At 62.1% G+C, this 19,018-nt stretch carries 19 protein-coding genes and 1 tRNA gene; 15 read left to right on the top strand and 5 right to left on the bottom strand.

Annotation, left to right across the window (positions count from 1 at the left end):
* Positions 1-51: 51 nt before the first annotated feature.
* The 3 genes from AB6M95_RS06190 (at position 52) to AB6M95_RS06180 (ending at position 2,891) form a co-directional block, all read left to right on the top strand.
* Positions 52-456 (top strand): bacteriohemerythrin, encoded by a 405-nt coding sequence (locus tag AB6M95_RS06190; protein WP_371385866.1) that lies wholly within the window; start codon positions 52-54, stop codon positions 454-456.
* A 649-nt stretch (positions 457-1,105) separates the two neighbouring features.
* Entirely contained in the window at positions 1,106-1,708 is a 603-nt protein-coding gene (cysC, locus tag AB6M95_RS06185; RefSeq protein ID WP_371385926.1) for an adenylyl-sulfate kinase, read from the top strand.
* Between the two features lie 34 nt (positions 1,709-1,742).
* The gene (locus AB6M95_RS06180) at positions 1,743-2,891 is read left to right on the top strand and encodes a hypothetical protein (protein WP_371385865.1); all 1,149 of its coding nucleotides are present in this window, start codon (positions 1,743-1,745) and stop codon (positions 2,889-2,891) included.
* 159 nt (positions 2,892-3,050) lie between these two features.
* Here the strand turns inward: AB6M95_RS06180 and AB6M95_RS06175 are convergent.
* Positions 3,051-3,127 (bottom strand) — tRNA-Arg (locus AB6M95_RS06175).
* A gap of 140 nt (positions 3,128-3,267) precedes the next feature.
* Between AB6M95_RS06175 and AB6M95_RS06170 the strand changes: the two genes are divergently transcribed.
* Together AB6M95_RS06170 and AB6M95_RS06165 are read left to right on the top strand one after the other, a co-directional pair.
* On the top strand, positions 3,268-3,852 hold the full coding sequence (locus AB6M95_RS06170) for a UbiX family flavin prenyltransferase (RefSeq protein ID WP_503366745.1): 585 nt from the start codon (positions 3,268-3,270) through the stop codon (positions 3,850-3,852).
* Positions 3,853-3,862: 10 nt separating this feature from the next.
* A complete protein-coding gene (locus tag AB6M95_RS06165; RefSeq protein WP_371385863.1) occupies positions 3,863-4,540 on the top strand; it encodes a metal-dependent hydrolase in 678 nt (225 codons plus the stop codon).
* 4 nt (positions 4,541-4,544) lie between these two features.
* On the opposite strand, the gene AB6M95_RS06160 is transcribed toward AB6M95_RS06165, so the two are convergent.
* Together AB6M95_RS06160 and uvrC are read right to left on the bottom strand one after the other, a co-directional pair.
* Complete coding sequence (locus AB6M95_RS06160; protein ID WP_371385862.1) at positions 4,545-5,390, bottom strand: aldo/keto reductase; 846 nt, start codon at positions 5,388-5,390, stop codon at positions 4,545-4,547.
* 91 nt (positions 5,391-5,481) lie between these two features.
* Positions 5,482-7,296 (bottom strand): excinuclease ABC subunit UvrC, encoded by a 1,815-nt coding sequence (gene uvrC / locus AB6M95_RS06155; RefSeq protein ID WP_371385925.1) that lies wholly within the window; start codon positions 7,294-7,296, stop codon positions 5,482-5,484.
* Positions 7,297-7,576: 280 nt separating this feature from the next.
* On the opposite strand from uvrC, the gene AB6M95_RS06150 reads away from it, so the two are divergent.
* The 9 genes from AB6M95_RS06150 to AB6M95_RS06110 all read left to right on the top strand — a co-directional run bounded on the left by AB6M95_RS06150 (position 7,577) and on the right by AB6M95_RS06110 (position 15,917).
* Complete coding sequence (locus AB6M95_RS06150) at positions 7,577-8,893, top strand: outer membrane homotrimeric porin (protein ID WP_371385861.1); 1,317 nt, start codon at positions 7,577-7,579, stop codon at positions 8,891-8,893.
* Positions 8,894-9,067: 174 nt separating this feature from the next.
* Entirely contained in the window at positions 9,068-10,372 is a 1,305-nt protein-coding gene (gene hisD / locus AB6M95_RS06145; protein WP_371385860.1) for a histidinol dehydrogenase, read from the top strand.
* Positions 10,373-10,396: 24 nt separating this feature from the next.
* The gene (locus AB6M95_RS06140) at positions 10,397-11,293 is read left to right on the top strand and encodes a phosphoribosylaminoimidazolesuccinocarboxamide synthase (protein ID WP_371385859.1); all 897 of its coding nucleotides are present in this window, start codon (positions 10,397-10,399) and stop codon (positions 11,291-11,293) included.
* Positions 11,294-11,556: 263 nt separating this feature from the next.
* Positions 11,557-11,847 (top strand): 30S ribosomal protein S6, encoded by a 291-nt coding sequence (gene rpsF, locus AB6M95_RS06135; RefSeq protein WP_014321548.1) that lies wholly within the window; start codon positions 11,557-11,559, stop codon positions 11,845-11,847.
* An 11-nt stretch (positions 11,848-11,858) separates the two neighbouring features.
* Positions 11,859-12,122: a 30S ribosomal protein S18 gene (gene rpsR / locus AB6M95_RS06130; RefSeq protein WP_014321549.1), complete on the top strand. Its 264-nt coding sequence runs from the start codon at positions 11,859-11,861 to the stop codon at positions 12,120-12,122.
* Between the two features lie 12 nt (positions 12,123-12,134).
* The gene (gene rplI / locus AB6M95_RS06125) at positions 12,135-12,674 is read left to right on the top strand and encodes a 50S ribosomal protein L9 (RefSeq protein ID WP_371385858.1); all 540 of its coding nucleotides are present in this window, start codon (positions 12,135-12,137) and stop codon (positions 12,672-12,674) included.
* Entirely contained in the window at positions 12,646-14,097 is a 1,452-nt protein-coding gene (dnaB, locus tag AB6M95_RS06120; RefSeq protein ID WP_371385857.1) for a replicative DNA helicase, read from the top strand. Before rplI ends, dnaB begins: the two co-directional genes overlap by 29 nt.
* Positions 14,098-14,120: 23 nt before the next feature.
* Positions 14,121-15,410 carry a phenylacetate--CoA ligase family protein gene (locus tag AB6M95_RS06115; protein WP_371385856.1) on the top strand — a complete coding sequence of 430 codons (1,290 nt, stop codon included), beginning with the start codon at positions 14,121-14,123 and terminating at the stop codon, positions 15,408-15,410.
* Positions 15,411-15,419: 9 nt separating this feature from the next.
* Positions 15,420-15,917: a DUF456 domain-containing protein gene (locus AB6M95_RS06110; RefSeq protein ID WP_371385855.1), complete on the top strand. Its 498-nt coding sequence runs from the start codon at positions 15,420-15,422 to the stop codon at positions 15,915-15,917.
* 54 nt (positions 15,918-15,971) lie between these two features.
* On the opposite strand, the gene AB6M95_RS06105 is transcribed toward AB6M95_RS06110, so the two are convergent.
* Both AB6M95_RS06105 and AB6M95_RS06100 read right to left on the bottom strand, forming a co-directional pair.
* Positions 15,972-16,322: a carboxymuconolactone decarboxylase family protein gene (locus tag AB6M95_RS06105; RefSeq protein WP_371385854.1), complete on the bottom strand. Its 351-nt coding sequence runs from the start codon at positions 16,320-16,322 to the stop codon at positions 15,972-15,974.
* Positions 16,323-16,425: 103 nt separating this feature from the next.
* Positions 16,426-17,310 (bottom strand): patatin-like phospholipase family protein, encoded by an 885-nt coding sequence (locus AB6M95_RS06100; RefSeq protein ID WP_371385853.1) that lies wholly within the window; start codon positions 17,308-17,310, stop codon positions 16,426-16,428.
* A gap of 165 nt (positions 17,311-17,475) precedes the next feature.
* On the opposite strand from AB6M95_RS06100, the gene thrC reads away from it, so the two are divergent.
* A complete protein-coding gene (gene thrC / locus AB6M95_RS06095) occupies positions 17,476-18,924 on the top strand; it encodes a threonine synthase (RefSeq protein ID WP_371385852.1) in 1,449 nt (482 codons plus the stop codon).
* Positions 18,925-19,018: the final 94 nt, after the last annotated feature.

The following is a 19,018-nucleotide window of genomic DNA, read 5'->3' as shown; positions in this document are numbered from 1 at the left end:
GGTATCTGCTAGTCTCCCCCGAGTACTCAAACCCGCGTTCGGAGGATAGCGATGCCCCTCATTCAATGGGACGAGACCATGTCCGTCGGCATGGACGAGCTGGACGACCAGCACAGGGAACTCATCGACCTGATCAACGAGGCCTATGAGGCCATCCAGCGCCACGACGAACCGCTCATGGCCTCGCTCATCGACAAGATGCGGGACTATTCCGAGGTCCATTTCCGGGCAGAGGAAGCGGTCTTGCGCAGCCGCAACTACCCCGACAGCGAAGCCCACGCCGAACAGCACCGCACCTTCTCGGACAAGGTGGACGACTTCCGGCGCGACATGTTCGTCAAGACCAACCTCTCCCAGATCTTCATCTTCCTCAGCCGCTGGCTGACCAACCACATCATGCACGAGGACCGCAAGTTCATCCCCTGGCTCCCGGAAACGGACGACGAAGGGGCATAGCAAAAAAAGCCCCCGCACTTGTGCGGGGGCTTTTTTTTGCGTGGCGGGCCATGCGGAATTCCGGGGGCCGGATATCGGATATTCACGGCAATGGCGTGAAGATCGCCGCCCCCGTCAGACTTGCGCTCATATACCCATTCCGTATCCCCCCTGCTATGCCTGGAAGACGACAGAATTGATCGATATCAGCGAGGACATCCGCCGATTCAAACGCTCTTCATCACCCCGTTGAGACCGAGCCAGATTGGCTACTTTATCCTCAAGAAAGCTTTTGAAATGTGACCTAATGCCCCTTTCGTCGGATATATAAGAAGGCAACCGATTAGGCGAGATTTTTGAAAAGCCCGTCGGTAACCGCCCTCAAAAATTACACTATAGCCATCTCTGATCGGCCAAATGGAAATCAAATATGATACTGCATATCCCACCGTTTTTATAGACTAAAGGCGATTGACCTTTCTTTTTCGTGTGCTAAGTTCACCACACTTCAAGCCGGACGGCCGCGCATTCACTCGTCCGTCGCTCTCTCCCGAGAGGGACCCTCAGGGAGCGCATGACAATGCCTGGCAGTCATAAAGGACACTTACTGTTGCTCATTCAACCGGACACAACCAATCGAATAGATACATTGGATAAGACCGTTACAGCCATGCCCTCGCAAAGACACATCTGTAAATATCGAGGCAATCTCTGTCGTAGCGACAGGGAAAAAAGAAATATGTTTCGCGCCACGACCCTCTGGTTTTCCGGACTCTCGGGAGCAGGGAAATCAACCATAGCCCACAAGGTCGAGGAGCGCCTCTTCGATATCGGCGCGCAGGTCTACACATTTGACGGCGACAATGTCCGCACCGGACTGTGCGAGGACCTGTCTTTCAGTGCGGAGGACAGGAAGGAAAGCATCCGCCGCATCTGCGAAATGACCAAGCTGTTCATGGACGCCGGAACCATTTGCCTGGCGTCGTTCATCACGCCGACCCACGAAATCCAGCAGCAACTCATGAACGCCTACGGCCCGGGCGACTTCCACCTCATCCATGTCGACTGCCCCATCGAGGGATGTGAAGCCCGAGACGTCAAAGGATATTACAAGTTGGCGAAAGAAGGAGTCATCCCGAACTACACGGGTGTGAGCAGTCCCTATGAAGCCCCCCTGGCCCCGGCACTTCGCCTGCGCACCGACAGGGAAACCGTCGAGGAATGCGTGGACAAAGTTGTCGGTTTTCTCCTCGATAAAACCCGGCTGGAATAGCCGAAAACACAGTCAGAATCTTACAAGCAACCACATGAAAGAAAGAATAGTCCTCCACATAGGGATGCCCAAAACCGGCTCCACGGCACTCCAGCACTTTTGCGAACTGAACAGTTCCGCCCTGCAAAAACACGGCGTTGAGTATTACCCCGAACGTTATTGCGACGCCTGGGCGAGCGGGAAATGGGAAAATGAAGAAGCCATACGATTCATTGATTCCCATATAGGGAGCAGAAAAACGCTTCTGATCAGCGATGAAAGCATTTCCTCATTGTTCGCCTCGGATCCGAGCCGGCTGGGGATCAAGGAACGATATCCATCTCAGGACTTCACGATTATCGTGTATCTCAGACGACAGGACCGGCATCTCGAATCCCTGGTCAACTTTCTGCGTCACCAAGGCCTGACGAACACGGAGTTCAAATGGATAGAGTTCCCCTCGTCCTTCAACGAATTCAGCCCGCGGGCATCCGCCTCCCTATATGAATACAAGACCTGGCTGACCGCCCTGGCCGACATGTTCGGCAAGGAGAACATCATCGTCAGGAGGTACGAACCAAGACGTTTCGTGGGCGGCAGCATTTTTGCCGACTTTCTCGAAGCCCTGGGGATCCCCTTCACTGAGGAATTCTCCCGCTTCCCGGCGTGGAGCAACGACAGCCTGGATCAGCGGTTTACCGAGCTGCTTGAAAACACCCGCAAAGTCATGTCAGCGCCCTTGTACTTCGAGAAATCCACATGCCAACGGGCCCTCCTCGCGCTCAACGAGACCATGGGTTTCACGAAGAAACGGCCCATCTTCACCGTGGAAGAGCAAAAGGCCATCATGGAGTACCACAGGCAAGGGAACGACTTCATCGCCCGTGAATATCTCGGCGAAGAAGGTCCCTTATTCGATCAGACCCTCAAGCCCTTTGAGAAGGACACCTTCAGGGAGGGCGAACTGGAGCTGCTTCCTGGTGTGCTCAACAAGATCTGGTTTGAATCCCTGGTCGACATGGATCCGGGAACATTCAACGCCATAAAGATGAGAGGGTACCAGGATCGATTCCATGCCGGAGACAGGACCGCACGCTGGCCGTACCTGAAGCACAAATTCATCAACAGCATCAGGAAACGGATTGGGAAAAGGTTTTCACCGCATATCGAATTCAAAAAGATCGACATCCCAAAGATTCGATGAATAGGATGCTCACCCAGTTGAAAAGGCGTTTCGGACAAAACCGAAACGCCTTTTCATTTGGCAAACGCCATGGACATCGACAAACGGACAAGCTGGAAATGGGGTATAAAAAAAGAAAAAGGACCGACGCGAAATGATCGCGCAGGTCCTTGATTTCTATGGTGGGCTATGCAGGATTCGAACCTGCGACCTCTTGCTCCGGAGGCAAGCACTCTATCCAACTGAGCTAATAGCCCACGGGAAGAAAGTAGCTATACTTCCCCTACTCCTTTGTCAAGGCTATACTATCAACCGCAAAGATGAAACAAGGGACGAGGGACCGCGTCTGGCGGTTTTTTCTTGCAAAAAAGTCTAAAAAAAGTCTATACGCTCAGGTATCAGCCGGGCGGGAGAACACATGGAACCTAAACGCATCATCCTGGCGGTCAGCGGCGCGAGCGGCAGCCTGTACGCCGCATCCCTGATCAAGGGGCTCGCCGATCACGACGACGTGGACCTGCACGTCATCATCTCCGACGCCGCGAAAAAGGTGCTGGCGCTCGAAACCGACCTCGCGCCCGGGGACCTGACCCGCGGGGCCACGGTACACGCCGCCGACGACATCGCCGCACCGCCCGCCAGCGGCTCGTGGAAGCACGACGGCATGATCATCTGCCCCTGCTCCATGGCCACCCTGTCCGCCGTGGCCACCGGCTTCGGCCACAATCTCATCCACCGGGCCGCGGACGTGACCCTCAAGGAACGCAGGAAGCTGATCCTCGTGCCGCGCGAGACCCCGCTCTCCACCATCCATCTGCACAACATGCTCACGGCGACCCAAGCCGGAGCCGTCATTCTACCGGCATGCCCGGGCTTCTACCATCGCCCGGCAACCATTGCGGACCTGACCGACCAGGTGGCCGGCAAGGTCCTCGACCAACTGGACATCCCCCATGCCCTGTTCAGGCGGTGGGGAGAGTAGGAGAAACGCCATGGAGATTACCTGGTTCGGCCACGCGAATTTCAGAATCAAGGCCGCCGACGCCACCCTATTCATCGACCCGTTCTTCGTGGGCAACCCCAGCGCGCCCAGTTCCTACAAGGACGTGGACGAGTGCAACCTCATCCTGGTGACCCACGACCACCACGACCACATCGGCCAGACCCTGGAGCTGGCGGTCAAGCACGACGCCGAGGTGGTGGCCATGTTCGACGTCATCCAGAACCTGATGAAACAGGGATTGCCCGAGCATCTGGGCGTGGGCATGAACATCGGCGGCACGGTCACCCGCAGGGGGCTGGACATCCAGATGGTCCAGGCCGTGCACTCCTCGTCCACCGGTTTCCCGGCGGGCTTCGTCATCACCGAGCCGGGCGGCCTGTGCGTCTACGACTCGGGCGACACCGGCCTGTTCGGCGACATGGAGCTGATCGGGAAATTCCACGCCATCGACGTGGCCATCCTGCCCATCGGCGGCCGGTTCACCATGGACGCGAGGCAGGCGGCCTACGCCTGCAAGCTGCTCAAGTGCAAGAAGCTCATCCCGCAGCACTGGGGAACCTGGGGCATCCTGGAGCAGAACACCCGGTCCATGGCCGAGCAACTCGCCCTGGTGGCCCCGGACACCGAGATGATCGAGCTCGCCATCGGCGAGCCCATGACCATCTAGCGGCCTAGTACTCCTCGTAGACCGCCGGGTCCTGCCCCTTCAGGCGGCCGTCCGGACGCGCCAGCGCGTCGATGGTCGCCATGTCCGCGTCGCACAGCTCGAAATTGAAGACGTTCATGTTCTCCGCCTGTCGCTCGGGCGAGGCGGACTTGGGCAGGGGCACCGTGCCGGACTGGACGTGCCAGCGCAGGATGACCTGCGACACGGTCTTGCCTGTCGTTCCGGCGATCTCGAGCAGGGCCTTCTCCTTCATGATATGGATCGTCCTGGCCAGCGGACTCCACGCCTGGGTGACGATACCGTGCCTGCGGTCGTAGGCGACCTGCTCCTTCTGCGAAAAATAGGGATGCAGCTCCACCTGGTTGACCACCGGGGCCACGCCGGTCTCCCGGACCAGGGTGTCCAGGTACTCGGGCAGGAAGTTGCACACGCCCGCCGAGCGGATCAGCCCGCGCTCCCTGGCCTCCAGCAAGGTCCGCCACGCCTCGACGTACAGCCCTTGCCTCGGGTTGGGCCAGTGGATGAGATAGAGGTCCCAGTAGTCGAGCCCGGCCCGGTACAGGGATTCCTCCACGGTGCGCAGGGCCTCCTCGCGCCGCTGGTGGCGGCCCGGCAGCTTGGAGACCAGAAACAGCTCCTCGCGGGGAACGGACGCCCGGCGCACGGCCCGGCCCAGCGCGCCCTCGTTCTCATAGTTGAAGGCCGAGTCCAGGAGCCGGTACCCGGCCTCGACGCCGCGCACCAGGGCCTCCACTCCGGCCGAGCCGTTGAGCCTGTATGTGCCCAGCCCCAGGGCGGGCATGGTCCGGCCGTCGTTCAGGGTGATGTCGGGAATGGCGATGTCGTGCATGGGATATCTCCGGGTGAATGAGGTGAACAGGTGGGGCCGATGGCCGTTTCGTTCAGCATACGGCATTTCCGCCGCGTTTCAACCCGCCTGATCAGGATTCCCGCGACGTCTTCAAGGCCTGGAGAGCGGCGTGAATCTTGTCCGCCCGCTTGGGGCCGATGCCCGACAGCGCGCCGATGGCCTGGGGCCCGGCCTCGAGCATGTCGTCCAGGGATTCGAAACGGTCCCAGAGGATGCGCGCCGTCTTGGGGCCGATGCCGGGCAGGGAGGTCAACTCGCTGCTCAGAACCGCCTTCTTGCGCGCCTTCCGCTGCCTGCCCAGGACGAAGCGGTGGGCCGCGTCGCGGATCTTCTGCAGAAAGAGCAGTTCCGGGCTGCCGGGCTTGAGCGGCATGGGGTTCTTGCGTCCGGGCCGGAAGATCAGGTCGCCGAGCTCGCCCGCGCGCCGGGTCTCGCCCTTGGCGATGGAGGCCAGCTCCCAGCCGCACTCCTCGGTGCACTCGGCCAGCCCCTTTTCCACGGCCGATATCTGGCCCCGGCCTCCGTCGATGAGCACCAGGTCCGGCCACGGCGGGCCGGACTCCATGCGCCGCCGCGCCCATCCGGCCAGGGCGGCGTAGTCGTCGCCCGCCCCCTCCAGGTCGGGGAAGGCGTACACCCGCGAGGCATCGGGGTTGCGCCGCCCGTCCTCGAAGACCACCTGGCCCACGCGCATGTCCCGACCGCCCAGGTGGGAGGCGTCCACGCACTCGATGCGCACGGGCTCCTCGGGCAGGCGCAGGACCTTCTGCAGCCGGGAGGTGATGGTCTCGCGGACCTCCATGGACCGCGCCGCCACGTTGCGGGCGATGCCGAGAAGCTGCTTCTCCTGGGTGTTGCGGGGCACGACGATATGCACGTTGCGCCCCGCGCGCTCGGCCAGAACCTCGGGTAGCGGAGATTCCTCCAGGTCCATGGGCACGACCAGGGTGGACGGGATGAACCGTCCCGGACCGTAAAACTGGCCGATGAAGCTCTCGACCACCTCCGGTCCCTCCTCCAGGGTCAGGCCGGGCCAGAAGAACTGTTTCTGGTCGAGCAGCCGCCCCTGGCGCACGAAGAGCAGCCCGAGGCCGAGCCCCTGGCCGTTCTCGGCGATGCCGACGATGTCGCGGTCGCGGTTGTCGTGGATCACGGCGGCCTGCCCTTCCACGGTCTTCCTCACCGCCCGGATCTGGTCGCGGAACTCGGCGGCCCGCTCGAACTCCATGTCCCTCGAGGCCGCCTTCATCTGGCGGGTCAGGTCGTCGACCAGCTCCAGGCTACGGCCGGACAGGAGCATCTCCACCCGGTGGACCATCTCGGCGTAGGCATCGCGGTCCACGTCCTTGACGCACGGGGCCCAGCACTGGCCGATGTCATGGTACAGGCAAGGGCGCACCCGGTTGCGGAAGGCGGTGTCCTTGCACTTGCGCAGGGGAAAGACCTTGCCGAGCAGCTTCCAGACCGTACGCGCCGCCGTGGCCGAGGTGAACGGGCCGAAGTAGACCGAGCCGTCGCGGACCACCTTGCGGGTCATGGACAGGCGCGGGAACTCGTTCTGGCGGTCCAGGCGGAAGAGGACGTACTGCTTGTCGTCCTTGAGAACCACGTTGTAGCGCGGACGGTGCTTCTTGATCAGCCCGGACTCCAGGAGCAGGGCCTCCTTCTCCGTGGCCGTGAGCAGGGTGTCGATGTGCCGGATGCGGGCGACCAGGGCGCGGGTCTTGGGGGTCTGCCCGGCCGGGTTGCGGAAATAGGAGGCCAGCCTGCGGCGCAGCTTCTTGGCCTTGCCCACATACAGGATCCGGCCGCGTCCATCTTTCATTAGATAGACGCCCGGGGTATCCGGAAAACGGTCGGCAAAAAATTTGTACTCGGTGTCCATGTCGGTGAGGTCTTTTTTCAACATAATTTGCGTCGGAAAGGACTATACGGGATTTTCGGCCACAAATCACTCTTGCGCTTTATACATATAACTATTCAAATTAATAGAGTTTAATATGAAAACGGCACTCCCTAAAGTTCAATTTTTTGGTCGGTAAAAAAATTTTTACCATTGCTATAATTTTGCCCAAAAAACCTTGCCAAACCACCTGACCTGCGATAAACGGGATGCAGTTTAGGCGTTAACTTGGTCTTTAACTGCAAAAAAAGGAAGAAAACAAATGAAACGTTTGTCTCTGCTCGCAGCCGCCCTGGTTCTGGTCCTGGGCATGGCTGTGTCCGCTTCCGCGGCTCCCGAGGTTTCCATCTCCGGTAACCTCCTCGTGAACGCCGTCTGGATGAACAACTGGGATTTCCGTGATGGTACCAACAACGGCGCCGCGATGGACATCGTCCAGCGTGCCGACCTGTACTTCACCGTCACCGCCAACGAGAACCTGAAAGGTGTCCTCGGCCTGCGTTCCGACAAGGACAGCTGGGGTGACGCCGACTTGGGTCTGGATCGTCCCGGCGGTCGTGACCGCGCTCAGCTGAACATCCGTGACGCTTACATCGACTTCAACTGGCCCGGTACCGACGTCAACGTCAAGGCCGGTGTCTACACCATCGCCCTGCCGCAGTCCGTTGGTTCCGCTTCCATGATCGTGGCCGAGCGCGCTGGCGCCGTCATGGTCTCCACTCCGGTTACCGACAACGTCTCCGTGCTGGCCGGTTACACCCGCCTGTGGAACGACAACAACACCACCGGCAACGCGCTGAACGCCAGCACCTTTGGTGAGGACTTCCTGGACGGCTACCTGCTGGCCCTGCCCCTGTCCTTCGAAGGCGTTTCCGCCACTCCGTTCTTCCTGTACGGCAACGGTGGTCAGAACTACCTCGCCGCTGGCGAAGAGATCTCCGCTTACTGGACTGGTACCAACTTCACCATGTCCCTGTTCGATCCCTTCATCATCAAGGCTGACGTGAACTATGGCAAGCTCGACGCCGACACCCGCGCCAACGACGCTTCCGGCTGGTTGTTCGACCTGGGCCTGGACTACACCGGTTTTGACTTCATGACCGTGTCCGCCTTCTTCGCCTACACCACTGGTAACGACGACGACTCCACCAATGGCCAGGAGCAGATGCCCATCCTGAACGGCGACTGGGCTGTCGGTTCCTTCTTCTTCGGCGGTGGTTCCATCACCTCCGACGATATCAACGGTGGCGACACCCCCATGGGCTTCTGGACCGTTGGCCTGTCTCTGACCGACATCCAGTCCTTCGCTCAGGGCCTGACCCACGACTTCCACGTCCTGTACGTCAAGGGCACCAACGATAAGGATGACACCGTCAACCTCGGCACCCTCGGCAGCTACCTGACCGAAGACGACTCCCTGTGGGAAGTTGACTTCAACACCGCTTACGCCGTGTACGACGAGCTGACCCTGTACGGCCAGCTGGGCTACATCAACTCCGACTTCGACGAAGACGTCTGGGGTTCCACCGTCGACAACGACGCTTGGAAGGTCGCCACTGGTGTTGTCTACAAGTTCTAAGCTCGCTTAGAACCCTAAGCTGAAAAGCTTATCCGCCAAGTAACGCCAGAGGGCCGGGGAGTGCAAACCCCGGCCCTCTTTCTTTGCCTTGCCGCCCTCGACTTTTGATCGGCGCTCGGCTATAAAATTTTCCTTTGGATGAACAATAAGACAACCGCCTTTCTTGAGGTCGACATGAACTGCAGAGATCTGACTTACACGAACCGGGACGACTGGAACGCCATCGGCCGGTGGCTGGAACAACGCAAGGACCCGGACACCAAGGTGGACGGCGTGGTGCGGGACATCCTGGCCGACGTCCGCGAACGCGGCGACGAGGCCCTGGCCGAGTACACCCGCAAATTCGATTGCCCGGACTTTGACGCGGCCGCCCTGCGCGTGCCCCAGGCGGCCATAGCCGCCGCCCTCTCCGAGATTCCGAACGACGACGTCGAGATACTGAAGGAAGCCATCCACCGGGTGCGCGACTTCCACCTGAACCAAAAGGAAAAATCCTGGTGGGTCACCGCCGAGGACGGTACCATCCTCGGCCAGATGGTCCGGCCCGTGGACCGCGTGGGACTCTACGTTCCCGGCGGCCAGGGCGGCGAAACCCCGCTCATCTCGAGCCTGATCATGAACGCCATCCCGGCGCAGGTGGCCGGGGTCGGCTCCATCGCCGTGACCTCGCCCCCGCGCAAGGACGGCACGCTCAATCCGTACATCCTGGCCACCGCCGCCCTGCTCGAACTGGACGAAATCTTCCTGACCGGCTCCGCCTGGGCCATCGCGGCCCTGGCCTTCGGCACCGAGACCATCGCGCCGTGCGACGTGCTGGCCGGTCCGGGCAACATCTTCGTGGCCACGGCCAAATCCCAGCTCATCGGCCAGGTGGGCATCGACATGGTGGCCGGTCCGTCCGAGATCGTCATCCTGGCCGACGACACGGCCACCCCGGCCTGGCTGGCCGCAGACATGCTCTCCCAGGCCGAGCACGACCCCCTGGCCGCGTCCATCCTGGTCACCCCGAATGCGGGTCTGGCCGCCAAAGTCCGCGAGGAACTGAACACCCAATGCGCCGCCCTGCCCCGCTGCGACATCGCCTGCAAATCCCTGGATGATTGGGGCGCAATCGTCACCGTCCCCGACATCGAGACCGGAGCCGAACTGGTCAACCTGCTCGCCCCCGAGCACCTGGAGCTGGCGGTCGGCGACCCGTGGGCCCTGCTCGGCTCCATCCGCCACGCCGGGGCCATCTTCATGGGCCACAACTCGCCGGAGCCCGTGGGCGACTACTTCGCCGGGCCCAACCACGTGCTGCCCACCCTGCGCACGGTCCGTTTTTCCTCCGCCCTGTCGGTGCAGAACTTCTGCAAAAAATCCAGCGTGATCGCCGCCAGCCCGAGCTACGTGGCCGAACACGGCGCCAAGATCGCCCGGTTGGCCCGGCTGGAAGGACTCGAAGCACATGCCCGCAGCGTGGAACAACGCAACAAGTAACAATTCATTAATAGAGGGAATATCATGGCTGCCGTTCTTGAAACCAACATCACCGAATACCCGCTCATCTCCCGCGGCAAGGTCCGCGACATCTACGAGATCGACGCGGATACCCTGCTCCTGGTGACCACCGACCGCATCTCCGCCTTCGACGTGGTCATGCCCGACCCCATCGAGGACAAGGGCAAGGTCCTCAACCAGATCACCCTGTTCTGGATGAAGATGATGGAGGACCTGGTCCCCAACCACATCATCGCCACCAATGTGGACGACTACCCCGAACCGCTGCGCAAATACCGCGACCAGTTGCAGGACCGCTCGGTGCTGGCCAGGAAGGCCAAGCCCCTGCCCATCGAATGCATCGTGCGCGGCTTCATCACCGGCTCGGGCTGGTCCGACTACCAAAAGACCGGCGAGGTCTGCGGCCACAAGCTGCCCGAGGGGCTCCGCGAATCCGAGATGCTCGAAAAGGCCCTGTTCACCCCGTCCACCAAGGCGGACCTGGGCGAGCACGACGAGAACATCACCCTGGACAAGGCCGCCGACCTGCTCGGCGAGGAGATGATGCGCAAGGTCGAGAAGCTGGCCCTCGACATCTACACCCGCGCCCGGGACTATGCCAAACAGCGCGGCATCCTCATCGCGGACACCAAGTTCGAGTTCGGCATCCTGGACGGCGAACTGCTCTTCATCGACGAGGCCCTGACCCCGGACTCCTCCCGCTTCTGGCCCGAAGAAGGCTACGCGCCCGGCAAATCCCAGCCGAGTTTCGACAAGCAATACTTCCGCGACTGGCTGCTGGAGATCGGCTTCAACAAGCAGCCGCCCGCGCCGCACGTGCCCGAAGACATCGCCGCGCGCACCCGCGAGAAATACCTCGAAGCCTACAAGCTCCTGACCGGAGAGGACCTGAAGGTCTAAGGAGGGCTCATGCCCGAATGGCTGCAACTCATTGCCCTGGTTGTCGTGGGCCTGGCCATAGGCCGGTTCCTGCGTGGCAAGTTCGGCGGCGGTTGAGGTCCGTCGAACCAATGCGGCTGGACGCCGCCCGACGACAAGGATAAGAAATAGAGGGTTCGGGACCCGGGCCGCCTCTTGACAGGCGGACCGATTCCCAATATGTAACCCCTCTTGCCTTGCTCTCCCCCAGGTGGAGGAGGGCCAATGACCAAAAGGAGTATGAAATGGCAAACAATTACGAGACGCTCGTTCTGCTCTCCCCGGAGCTGGCTGCAGAGGACAGGACCACCATCCTGGACACTCTGACCGGCATCGTGGACCGCGAGGGCGGCAAGATGGTTGAGACCGACGACTGGGGCATGCGCCAGCTGGCCTACCCCGTCCAGAAGCAGACCCGTGGATACTACGTTCGCCTGGTGTACGACGCCCCCGGCGCGCTGGTTGCCGAACTCGAGCGCAACATCCGCATCACCGACGGCATCTTCAAGTTCATGACCGTCAAACTGGCTGCCTAGGAGGTTTCACCATGGCTTTCCGCAAAAAATTCACCCCGAGGAAGAAGTTCTGCCGCTTCTGCGCGGATGCAGAGCTGCCCCTGGACTACAAGCGCCCGGACATCCTGCGCGACTTCGTCACCGAGCGTGGCAAGATCATCGCGCGGCGCATCACCGGCACCTGTGCCAAGCACCAGCGCCGGTTGACCAATGAAATCAAGCGCGCCCGTCAGATGGCCCTGCTTTTCTACACCACCGTTCACAGCACTGATGTGAAGAAACGGAGCTCCATGTAGGAGGGAGGACCCATGAAACTTATCTTACGCGCTGACGTCGACGCACTGGGTCGACTCGGAGACATCGTTACCGTCAAGCCCGGTTACGGCCGCAACTACCTGATTCCTCAGGGACTGGCCAAGCCAGCTACCACCGCCAACCTGAAAGCCTTCGAACTGGAACGCCGCAAGCTGCAGGAACATGCCGACTCCCTGCGCGCCCAGGCCGAGGGTCTGGCCGATCGCATCGCTTCCGCACCCATCGAGATCGAAGTGCGCGTGGGCGACGGCGACAAGCTGTACGGCTCCGTGACCACCTCCAACATCGGTGACGCCATGGAAGCCGTCGGCATCGAGATCGATCGCCGCAAGATCATCCTGCCCGAGCCCATCCGCTCCCTGGGTGAGTACGACATCGAGATCCGCCTGCACCCGGACGTGCACGGCGTGCTGAAGCTCTCCGTCGTCCGTCACGGCGGCCCCGTCGTCGAGGAGATCGAAGAAACCGAAGAAGTGGCCGAGGCCGTCGAGGAATCCGTAGAGAATGTCGACGCCGAAACCGAAGAGGCCTAAATCAGGCCAATACGCAGATAATCCGGAAGAGGCCCTGGACAGGGCCTCTTCCGATCTCCTACGCAAGGTCCCCCCCCACTCTTTCGAAGCCGAACAGGCCGTCCTCGGCGGCGTGTTCCAGTCCGAGTCCATGTTCCACCAGCTGGTGGACATCATAGGTCCAGACGATTTCTATTCTCCCGTCCACCGGGACATCTTCAAGGCCTTCACCCAGCTCTACGACGACCACCAGCCCATAGACGTGGTCACCGTGGCCAACCAGTTGGCCAAGAACGGCACCCTGGACACGGCGGGCGGGCCGGTCTACCTGGCCGAACTGTCCGACTCCGTGGTCAGCGCGTCCAACGCCCTGCACCACGCCCAGATCGTCCGCGACAAGTGCATTCTGCGCGAGCTCATAGACATCTCCAGCGGGATCATCTCCAACTGCTTTTCCTCCGCCGACGTGGGCGAGGTCCTGGACGAATCCGAAAAGGAAATTTTCCGCATCGCGCAATCCAAGGAAATGCGCGGCATGCAGTCCAGCGGACAGCTGATGTCCAAGGTCTTCGACGAACTGACCGCCCGGTTCAACAACAAATCCGTGGTTACGGGCATCCAGACCCACTACCACGAGTTCGACAACATGACCGCCGGTCTGCAGAACTCGGACCTGATCATCATCGCGGGCCGCCCGTCCATGGGCAAGACCGCCTTCGCCCTGAACGTGGCCCTGCGCGCAGCGGCCCGGTCCGAATGCCCCACGGCCATCTTCTCCCTGGAAATGTCCATGGAACAGCTCATGACCCGTCTGCTGGCCGTGCAAAGCAAGGTGGAGCTGTCCAACCTGCGCACCGGCTACCTCGACGACTCGGACTGGAACAAGCTGTACGAGGGCGCGGACGTGCTCAGCAAGGCCCCGATCTTCATCGACGACACCCCGGCGCTCTCCACCCTGGAGCTCCAGGCCCGCTGCCGCCGCCTCAAGGCCGAGCACAACCTCGGGCTGATCGTCATCGACTACCTCCAGCTGATGCGCTCCAGCGCCCGCCCGGACTCCCGCGAACAGGAGATCTCGGACATCTCCCGCCACCTCAAGGCCCTGGCCAAGGAACTGAACGTGCCGGTCATCGCCCTGTCCCAGCTCAACCGCAAGGTCGAGGAGCGCACGGACAAGCGGCCCATGATGTCGGACCTGCGCGAGTCCGGCGCCATCGAGCAGGACGCGGACATCATCATCTTTCTCTACCGCGACGCCGCGTACAACAAGAGCGAGGACAACCCGCTCAAGAACCACGCGGAAGTCATCATCGGCAAGCAGCGCAACGGCCCCACCGGGCGGTGCGAGCTCTTCTTCAAGAAGGAATACACCCTGTTCGAGAACATGGACGCCACTGCCTATCCCTCGGAGCTGCCCGAGGGATTCCACCAGGACTCCGACTAACTTTTCAAGCCTGCGGGACAGCTATGTATTACGATCCGGTTGAAGCCATGGACCGCGTCGCCCTGGAACAGCTCCAGGCCGAGCGCCTCAGAGAGACCATCGACATCGCCAGGCGCTCCCCCTTCTACGCCGAGCGCCTCAAGGGCTTCGACCCGGACGAAATCAGGACCCCGGCCGACGTGGTCAAGCTGCCCTTCACCACCAAGGACGACCTGCGCAGCCAGTACCCCCACGGGCTGCTGGCCCGGCCCCTGGACGACTTCGTGCGCCTGCACGCCTCCAGCGGCACCACCGGCACCCCGGTAGCCATATTCTACACCCAGAAGGACCTGGACACCTGGGCCGACCTCATGGCCCGGTCCATGTACTGCTGCGGCTGCCGCCGGTCCGACGTGCTGCAGAACACCTCGGGCTACGGGTTGTTCACCGGGGGGTTGGGCATCCACTACGGCTCCGAACGGCTGGGCATGCTGACCATTCCGGCGGGCGCGGGCAACACCAGGCGCCAGATCAAGATGATCCTCGACCACCAGGTCACGGTCCTGCACATCATCCCGTCCTTCGCCCTGTATTTCGCACAAAAGGTCCGCGAGGCCGGATACGCCCCCGAGGACATGCCGTGGCGCATTGCGCTCATCGGGGCCGAGCCTCACACCGAGCAGGCCCGGGCCAAGATCGAGGAGCTCATGCACATCAAGGCGTACAACTCCTATGGCCTTTCGGAGATGAACGGCCCCGGCGTGGCCTTCGAGTGCGTGCACCAGCAGGGCATGCACCTGTGGGAGGACGCCTACATCGCCGAGATCATCAACCCCGAGACCGGGGAGCACGTGGCCGAGGGCGAGATCGGCGAGCTGGTCATGACCACCCTGCGGCGCGAAGGCATGCCGATCATCCGCTACCGGACCCGCGATCTGACCCGGTTCATCCCGGGCCAGTGCGAGTGCGGCCGCACCCACCGACGCATCGACCGCATCACCGGCCGGGCCGACGACATGATGATCCTCAAGGGCGTGAACATCTACCCCATGCAGATCGAGCAGTGCCTCATGGCCATGCCCGAGGTGGGCCAGAACTACCTCATCGAGCTCATCCGCGAGGGCGTGTCCGACCAGATGCGCGTCAAGGTGGAGATCAAGGACGAATTCTTCGTGGAAGACATGCGCGCCCTGCAGGGCTTGCAGAAGCGCATCGCCAAGAATCTGTGCTCGGAAATCCTGGTCACCCCGCGCGTGGAGCTGTGCCAGTCGGAATCCATCCCCAAGGCCGATGGCAAGGCCGTCCGCGTGGTCGACCTGCGCGGCAAGGAGTAGGACCGGCACATGGAATACGTCTGGGCCGTTCTGCTCATCCTGGGGCTGATGCTCTCCCAGGTCCTCCAGATCTTCAGCATGCCCGCCAACTGGGTGGCGCTGGCCCTGGTGGCCCTGTGGAAGTACATCTACCCCGAGTCCATGACCTGGAACTTCGTCATCGTCTTCGCCGTGGCCGCTGCCGCGGGCGAGGCCCTGGAGTTCGGCCTGCAGGCCTGGGGCGCGGGCCGCTACGGCGCGTCCGCGCGCGGCAACGTGGGCGGCATTGTCGGCGCGGTTGCCGGGGCGATCTTCGGCGCGCCCTTCTTCCTGGGCCTGGGCGCCCTCATAGGGGCCCTGGCGGGGGCCTGGCTCGGCTGCTTCCTCGCCGAGTCGCCCGGCCGCACCCGGCCCGAGGCCATGCGCGCGGCCAAGGGCGCGTTCGTGGGCAAGGCGCTGGGCTTCACGGTCAAGACCGCCATCGGCGCGACCATGGTCATCCTGTCCATTCCGCGCGTCTGGCCCTGAGCCCGCCGAACCGGACCGGAGGCGGAACCATGTCCGCACCCCGGCCCTTCCGTACTATTCGGGCAGAAGCCCACGCTCCCGCAGATAAGCCATGACCCTCGTGGTCTCGCCCATGCCCGTGGTCCCGCGCAGGGCCAGGGTCACAGAACAGGTCTCCAGAATCTCGTCCACCGTGGCCCCCAGTTCCAGGGCCTGTTCCATCTGAAACAGGATGCACGCCCGGCAGCCGATGCACAAGGAGGCGGCCAGGGCCATGAGCCGCTTGTGCTTACCGCTGACCGCTCCGTCCTTGTAGACCTCGCGGTTCAACTCGTCATAGGGCTCGGCCACCTCGGGCATGAGCTTCTTGAAGGCGGCCGCATTGGCCTCGTTGGCGTCCCTTAATTCCATCTGCGTCTCGATCATGACTGTCTCCTTGTTTGTTGGAGGGTACAGCATGACGCGGGTACGTCGAGCGGACAATCGGAAATTCCCGATACGGGCCATCATCGGGCCCGATGCCTGCGGGCTATCTCGACGTGAAGACCTTGGGCAGCCGCTCTTCGGCCAGGTTGTAGCCGTGCTCGATGAGCGGGGCGGCCTTGTCGAAGTCCAGCAGGCTGGACAGGTTGATGGGGATTTCCAGAACCGCGTCGGGCGGGTAGGCCGCGATCTTCTGCCGGGCAATGGAGCCCTGCATGGCGTCGAAGGACTTGTAGAGGATGTCGTAGGCGCGGATGTCCTTGCGCTTCTGGGCGATCTTGTCGGTCACGGAGCCGATGAACTCGGTCACGGCGTGGGACACCCCGGAGCCGTTCTCGTCGCCGTTGTGCTTGTCGGCCTTGATTTCGGCCCCCTTGACCGGGGGCGCGCACAGGTTCACGGCGATGGTGAAATCGGTCTGGTCGCCGAAGGTCGGGGCGATGGGTACGGGGTTGAGGATGCCGCCGTCGATGATGTCCTCGCCGTCCACGACCACGGGCTTGAAGATGAGCGGCAGGGCGATGGACGCCTTGATGGCGTCGAAGAGCGGCCCCTTGCGGATCCAGACCTCCTTGCGCCGGGAGATGTTCGCGGCCACGGCCGTGAAGCTGATAGGCAGGTTCTCGATGCGCTCCTCGCCGACCACGTTGCGCAGGGTGTCGATGAGCCGGTCGCCCTTGATCAGCCCATCCATGCCAAACGACAGGTCCATCAGGGCGAGCATGTCCCGTTTGGTGATGCCCCGGGCCCACTGTTCGTACTCGTCGAGCTTGCCGATGGCGTGGATGCCGCCGACCAGCGCGCCCATGGAGCAGCCCGCGATGGACTTGATGGCGCAGTTGTGTTCCTCGAGCCAGCGGATGACCCCGATGTGCGCGAGCCCGCGAGCCCCGCCGCTGCCCAGGACCAGGGATATGGTTTTCTTTTTCATGCGATGAATCTCCGATACGGGCCGGGCCGGAAAAGGCCCGTCTCCCCGTTGTTTGCGAGGCCAGACTACACAATTTTGACTTGCCATACACTACCTTTTAAGCGAACCTTTGGTCCCTTTCGAGGCGAGTGTGACGAGAGAACCTTATTCCCATCGGGTGAGACAATGACTGCCGATCTTTTTCCCTCCTACCGCGGCCACATGGAATACTTCTGCCTGGGCTGCGGCAAGCGATTCCCCACGGACGAGCTGTATTACACCTGCCCCGACTGCGGCGGCGTGTTCCTGCTCGACAACCTGAATTTCGATGAGCTGAAGAAGACCTCCGGCGAGGAGTGGCGGGCCATCTTCGACCGGCGCGCGGCCTCCAAGAAGACCGCCCTGCGCGGCATATTCCGCTTCTACGAGCTCATGGCCCCGGTGCTCGAGGAGGAGGACATCGTCTACCTCGGCGAGGGCAACACTCCGCTGGTGGCCTCCAGCCCGGCGCTGAACGCGGCCACCGGGCTGACCACGGCCTACAAGAACGACGGCCAGAACCCGTCGGCCTCGTTCAAGGACCGTGGCATGGCCTGCGGCTTCTCCTACCTGCGCTCGCTGATCCGCCGCCACGGCTGGGACCAGATCCTGACGGTCTGCGCCTCCACCGGCGACACCTCGGCCGCAGCCGCGCTCTACGCCTCCTACGCGGGCGGTGCCATCAAGTCCGTGGTCATCCTGCCCCACGGCAAGGTCACCTCGGCCCAGCTGGCCCAGCCCCTCGGCTCCGGGGCCGTGGTCCTGGAAGTGCCCGGCGTGTTCGACGACTGCATGAAGGTGGTCGAGCACCTGGCCGACAACTACCGCGTGGCCCTGCTCAACTCCAAGAACGCCTGGCGCATCCTGGGCCAGGAGTCCTACGCCTTCGAGTGCGCCCAGTGGTACGACTGGGACATGTCCGGCAAATGCATCTTCGTGCCCATCGGCAACGCGGGCAACATCACCGCGATCATGGCCGGTTTCCTGAAGCTGTACGACCTGGGCATCATCTCCGAACTGCCGCGCATCTTCGGCGTGCAGTCCCACCACGCGGACCCGGTCTACCGCTACTACGCGGTGGACGATCCGAAAGAGCGCGAATACCACCCCATGAAGGTCAGCGCGTCCGTGGCCCAGGCGGCCATGATCGGCAACCCGGTGTCCTTCCCGCGCGTGAAATACTTTGCCGAGAAATTCGAGGCAGTGGGCGGCAAGCGCGCCTTCCAGGTCCTCCAGGTGACCGAGCAGCAGATCATGGACTCCATGATCCAGGCCAACCGCAACGGCCACATCGCCTGCACCCAGGGCGGCGAGTCGTTCGCCGGGGCCAAGCGCGCCCTGGAGCTGGGCCTGGTCACCAAGGACGAACTGTGCATCCTCGACTCCACGGCCCACCAGCTCAAGTTTGTGGATTTCCAGAACATGTATTTCGACAATTCCTTCCCGCCCGAGTTCGGCGTCAAGCCGGACATGGCCCTGGCCAACAAGCCGGAACTGGTCATCTCCCCGGAGGAAAAGGAAACCCTGTCCGAAGCGGACTTCACCCGCAAGACCGCCGACAAGGTGGTCGCCAAACTCGGCCTCGAAAAGAAATAATCACTCCCCCGCCCTTTTCTTCCCGCGAAGCGGCACAAAAAGTTTAGGAAAAGGGAGGGATGGGGGTCCGGGGGAAGGGAGGGAAAGAACCCTT

It is taken from the genome of Pseudodesulfovibrio karagichevae (genome assembly GCF_041414475.1).
Taxonomy (GTDB): domain Bacteria; phylum Desulfobacterota; class Desulfovibrionia; order Desulfovibrionales; family Desulfovibrionaceae; genus Pseudodesulfovibrio; species Pseudodesulfovibrio karagichevae.
The sequence above is the reverse complement of the archived record's forward strand: the minus strand, read 5'-3'. Positions and strand labels throughout refer to the sequence as shown.

Coding starts and splice junctions, on each gene's coding strand:
- AB6M95_RS06190 (WP_371385866.1), top strand. CDS start 52: ATGCCCCTCATTCAATGGGACGAGACCATGTCCGTCGGCATGGACGAG.
- cysC (WP_371385926.1), top strand. CDS start 1,106: ATGCCCTCGCAAAGACACATCTGTAAATATCGAGGCAATCTCTGTCGT.
- AB6M95_RS06180 (WP_371385865.1), top strand. CDS start 1,743: ATGAAAGAAAGAATAGTCCTCCACATAGGGATGCCCAAAACCGGCTCC.
- AB6M95_RS06165 (WP_371385863.1), top strand. CDS start 3,863: ATGGAGATTACCTGGTTCGGCCACGCGAATTTCAGAATCAAGGCCGCC.
- AB6M95_RS06160 (WP_371385862.1), bottom strand. CDS start 5,390: ATGCACGACATCGCCATTCCCGACATCACCCTGAACGACGGCCGGACC.
- uvrC (WP_371385925.1), bottom strand. CDS start 7,296: ATGGACACCGAGTACAAATTTTTTGCCGACCGTTTTCCGGATACCCCG.
- AB6M95_RS06150 (WP_371385861.1), top strand. CDS start 7,577: ATGAAACGTTTGTCTCTGCTCGCAGCCGCCCTGGTTCTGGTCCTGGGC.
- hisD (WP_371385860.1), top strand. CDS start 9,068: ATGAACTGCAGAGATCTGACTTACACGAACCGGGACGACTGGAACGCC.
- AB6M95_RS06140 (WP_371385859.1), top strand. CDS start 10,397: ATGGCTGCCGTTCTTGAAACCAACATCACCGAATACCCGCTCATCTCC.
- rpsF (WP_014321548.1), top strand. CDS start 11,557: ATGGCAAACAATTACGAGACGCTCGTTCTGCTCTCCCCGGAGCTGGCT.
- rpsR (WP_014321549.1), top strand. CDS start 11,859: ATGGCTTTCCGCAAAAAATTCACCCCGAGGAAGAAGTTCTGCCGCTTC.
- rplI (WP_371385858.1), top strand. CDS start 12,135: ATGAAACTTATCTTACGCGCTGACGTCGACGCACTGGGTCGACTCGGA.
- dnaB (WP_371385857.1), top strand. CDS start 12,646: ATGTCGACGCCGAAACCGAAGAGGCCTAAATCAGGCCAATACGCAGAT.
- AB6M95_RS06115 (WP_371385856.1), top strand. CDS start 14,121: ATGTATTACGATCCGGTTGAAGCCATGGACCGCGTCGCCCTGGAACAG.
- AB6M95_RS06110 (WP_371385855.1), top strand. CDS start 15,420: ATGGAATACGTCTGGGCCGTTCTGCTCATCCTGGGGCTGATGCTCTCC.
- AB6M95_RS06105 (WP_371385854.1), bottom strand. CDS start 16,322: ATGATCGAGACGCAGATGGAATTAAGGGACGCCAACGAGGCCAATGCG.
- AB6M95_RS06100 (WP_371385853.1), bottom strand. CDS start 17,310: ATGAAAAAGAAAACCATATCCCTGGTCCTGGGCAGCGGCGGGGCTCGC.
- thrC (WP_371385852.1), top strand. CDS start 17,476: ATGACTGCCGATCTTTTTCCCTCCTACCGCGGCCACATGGAATACTTC.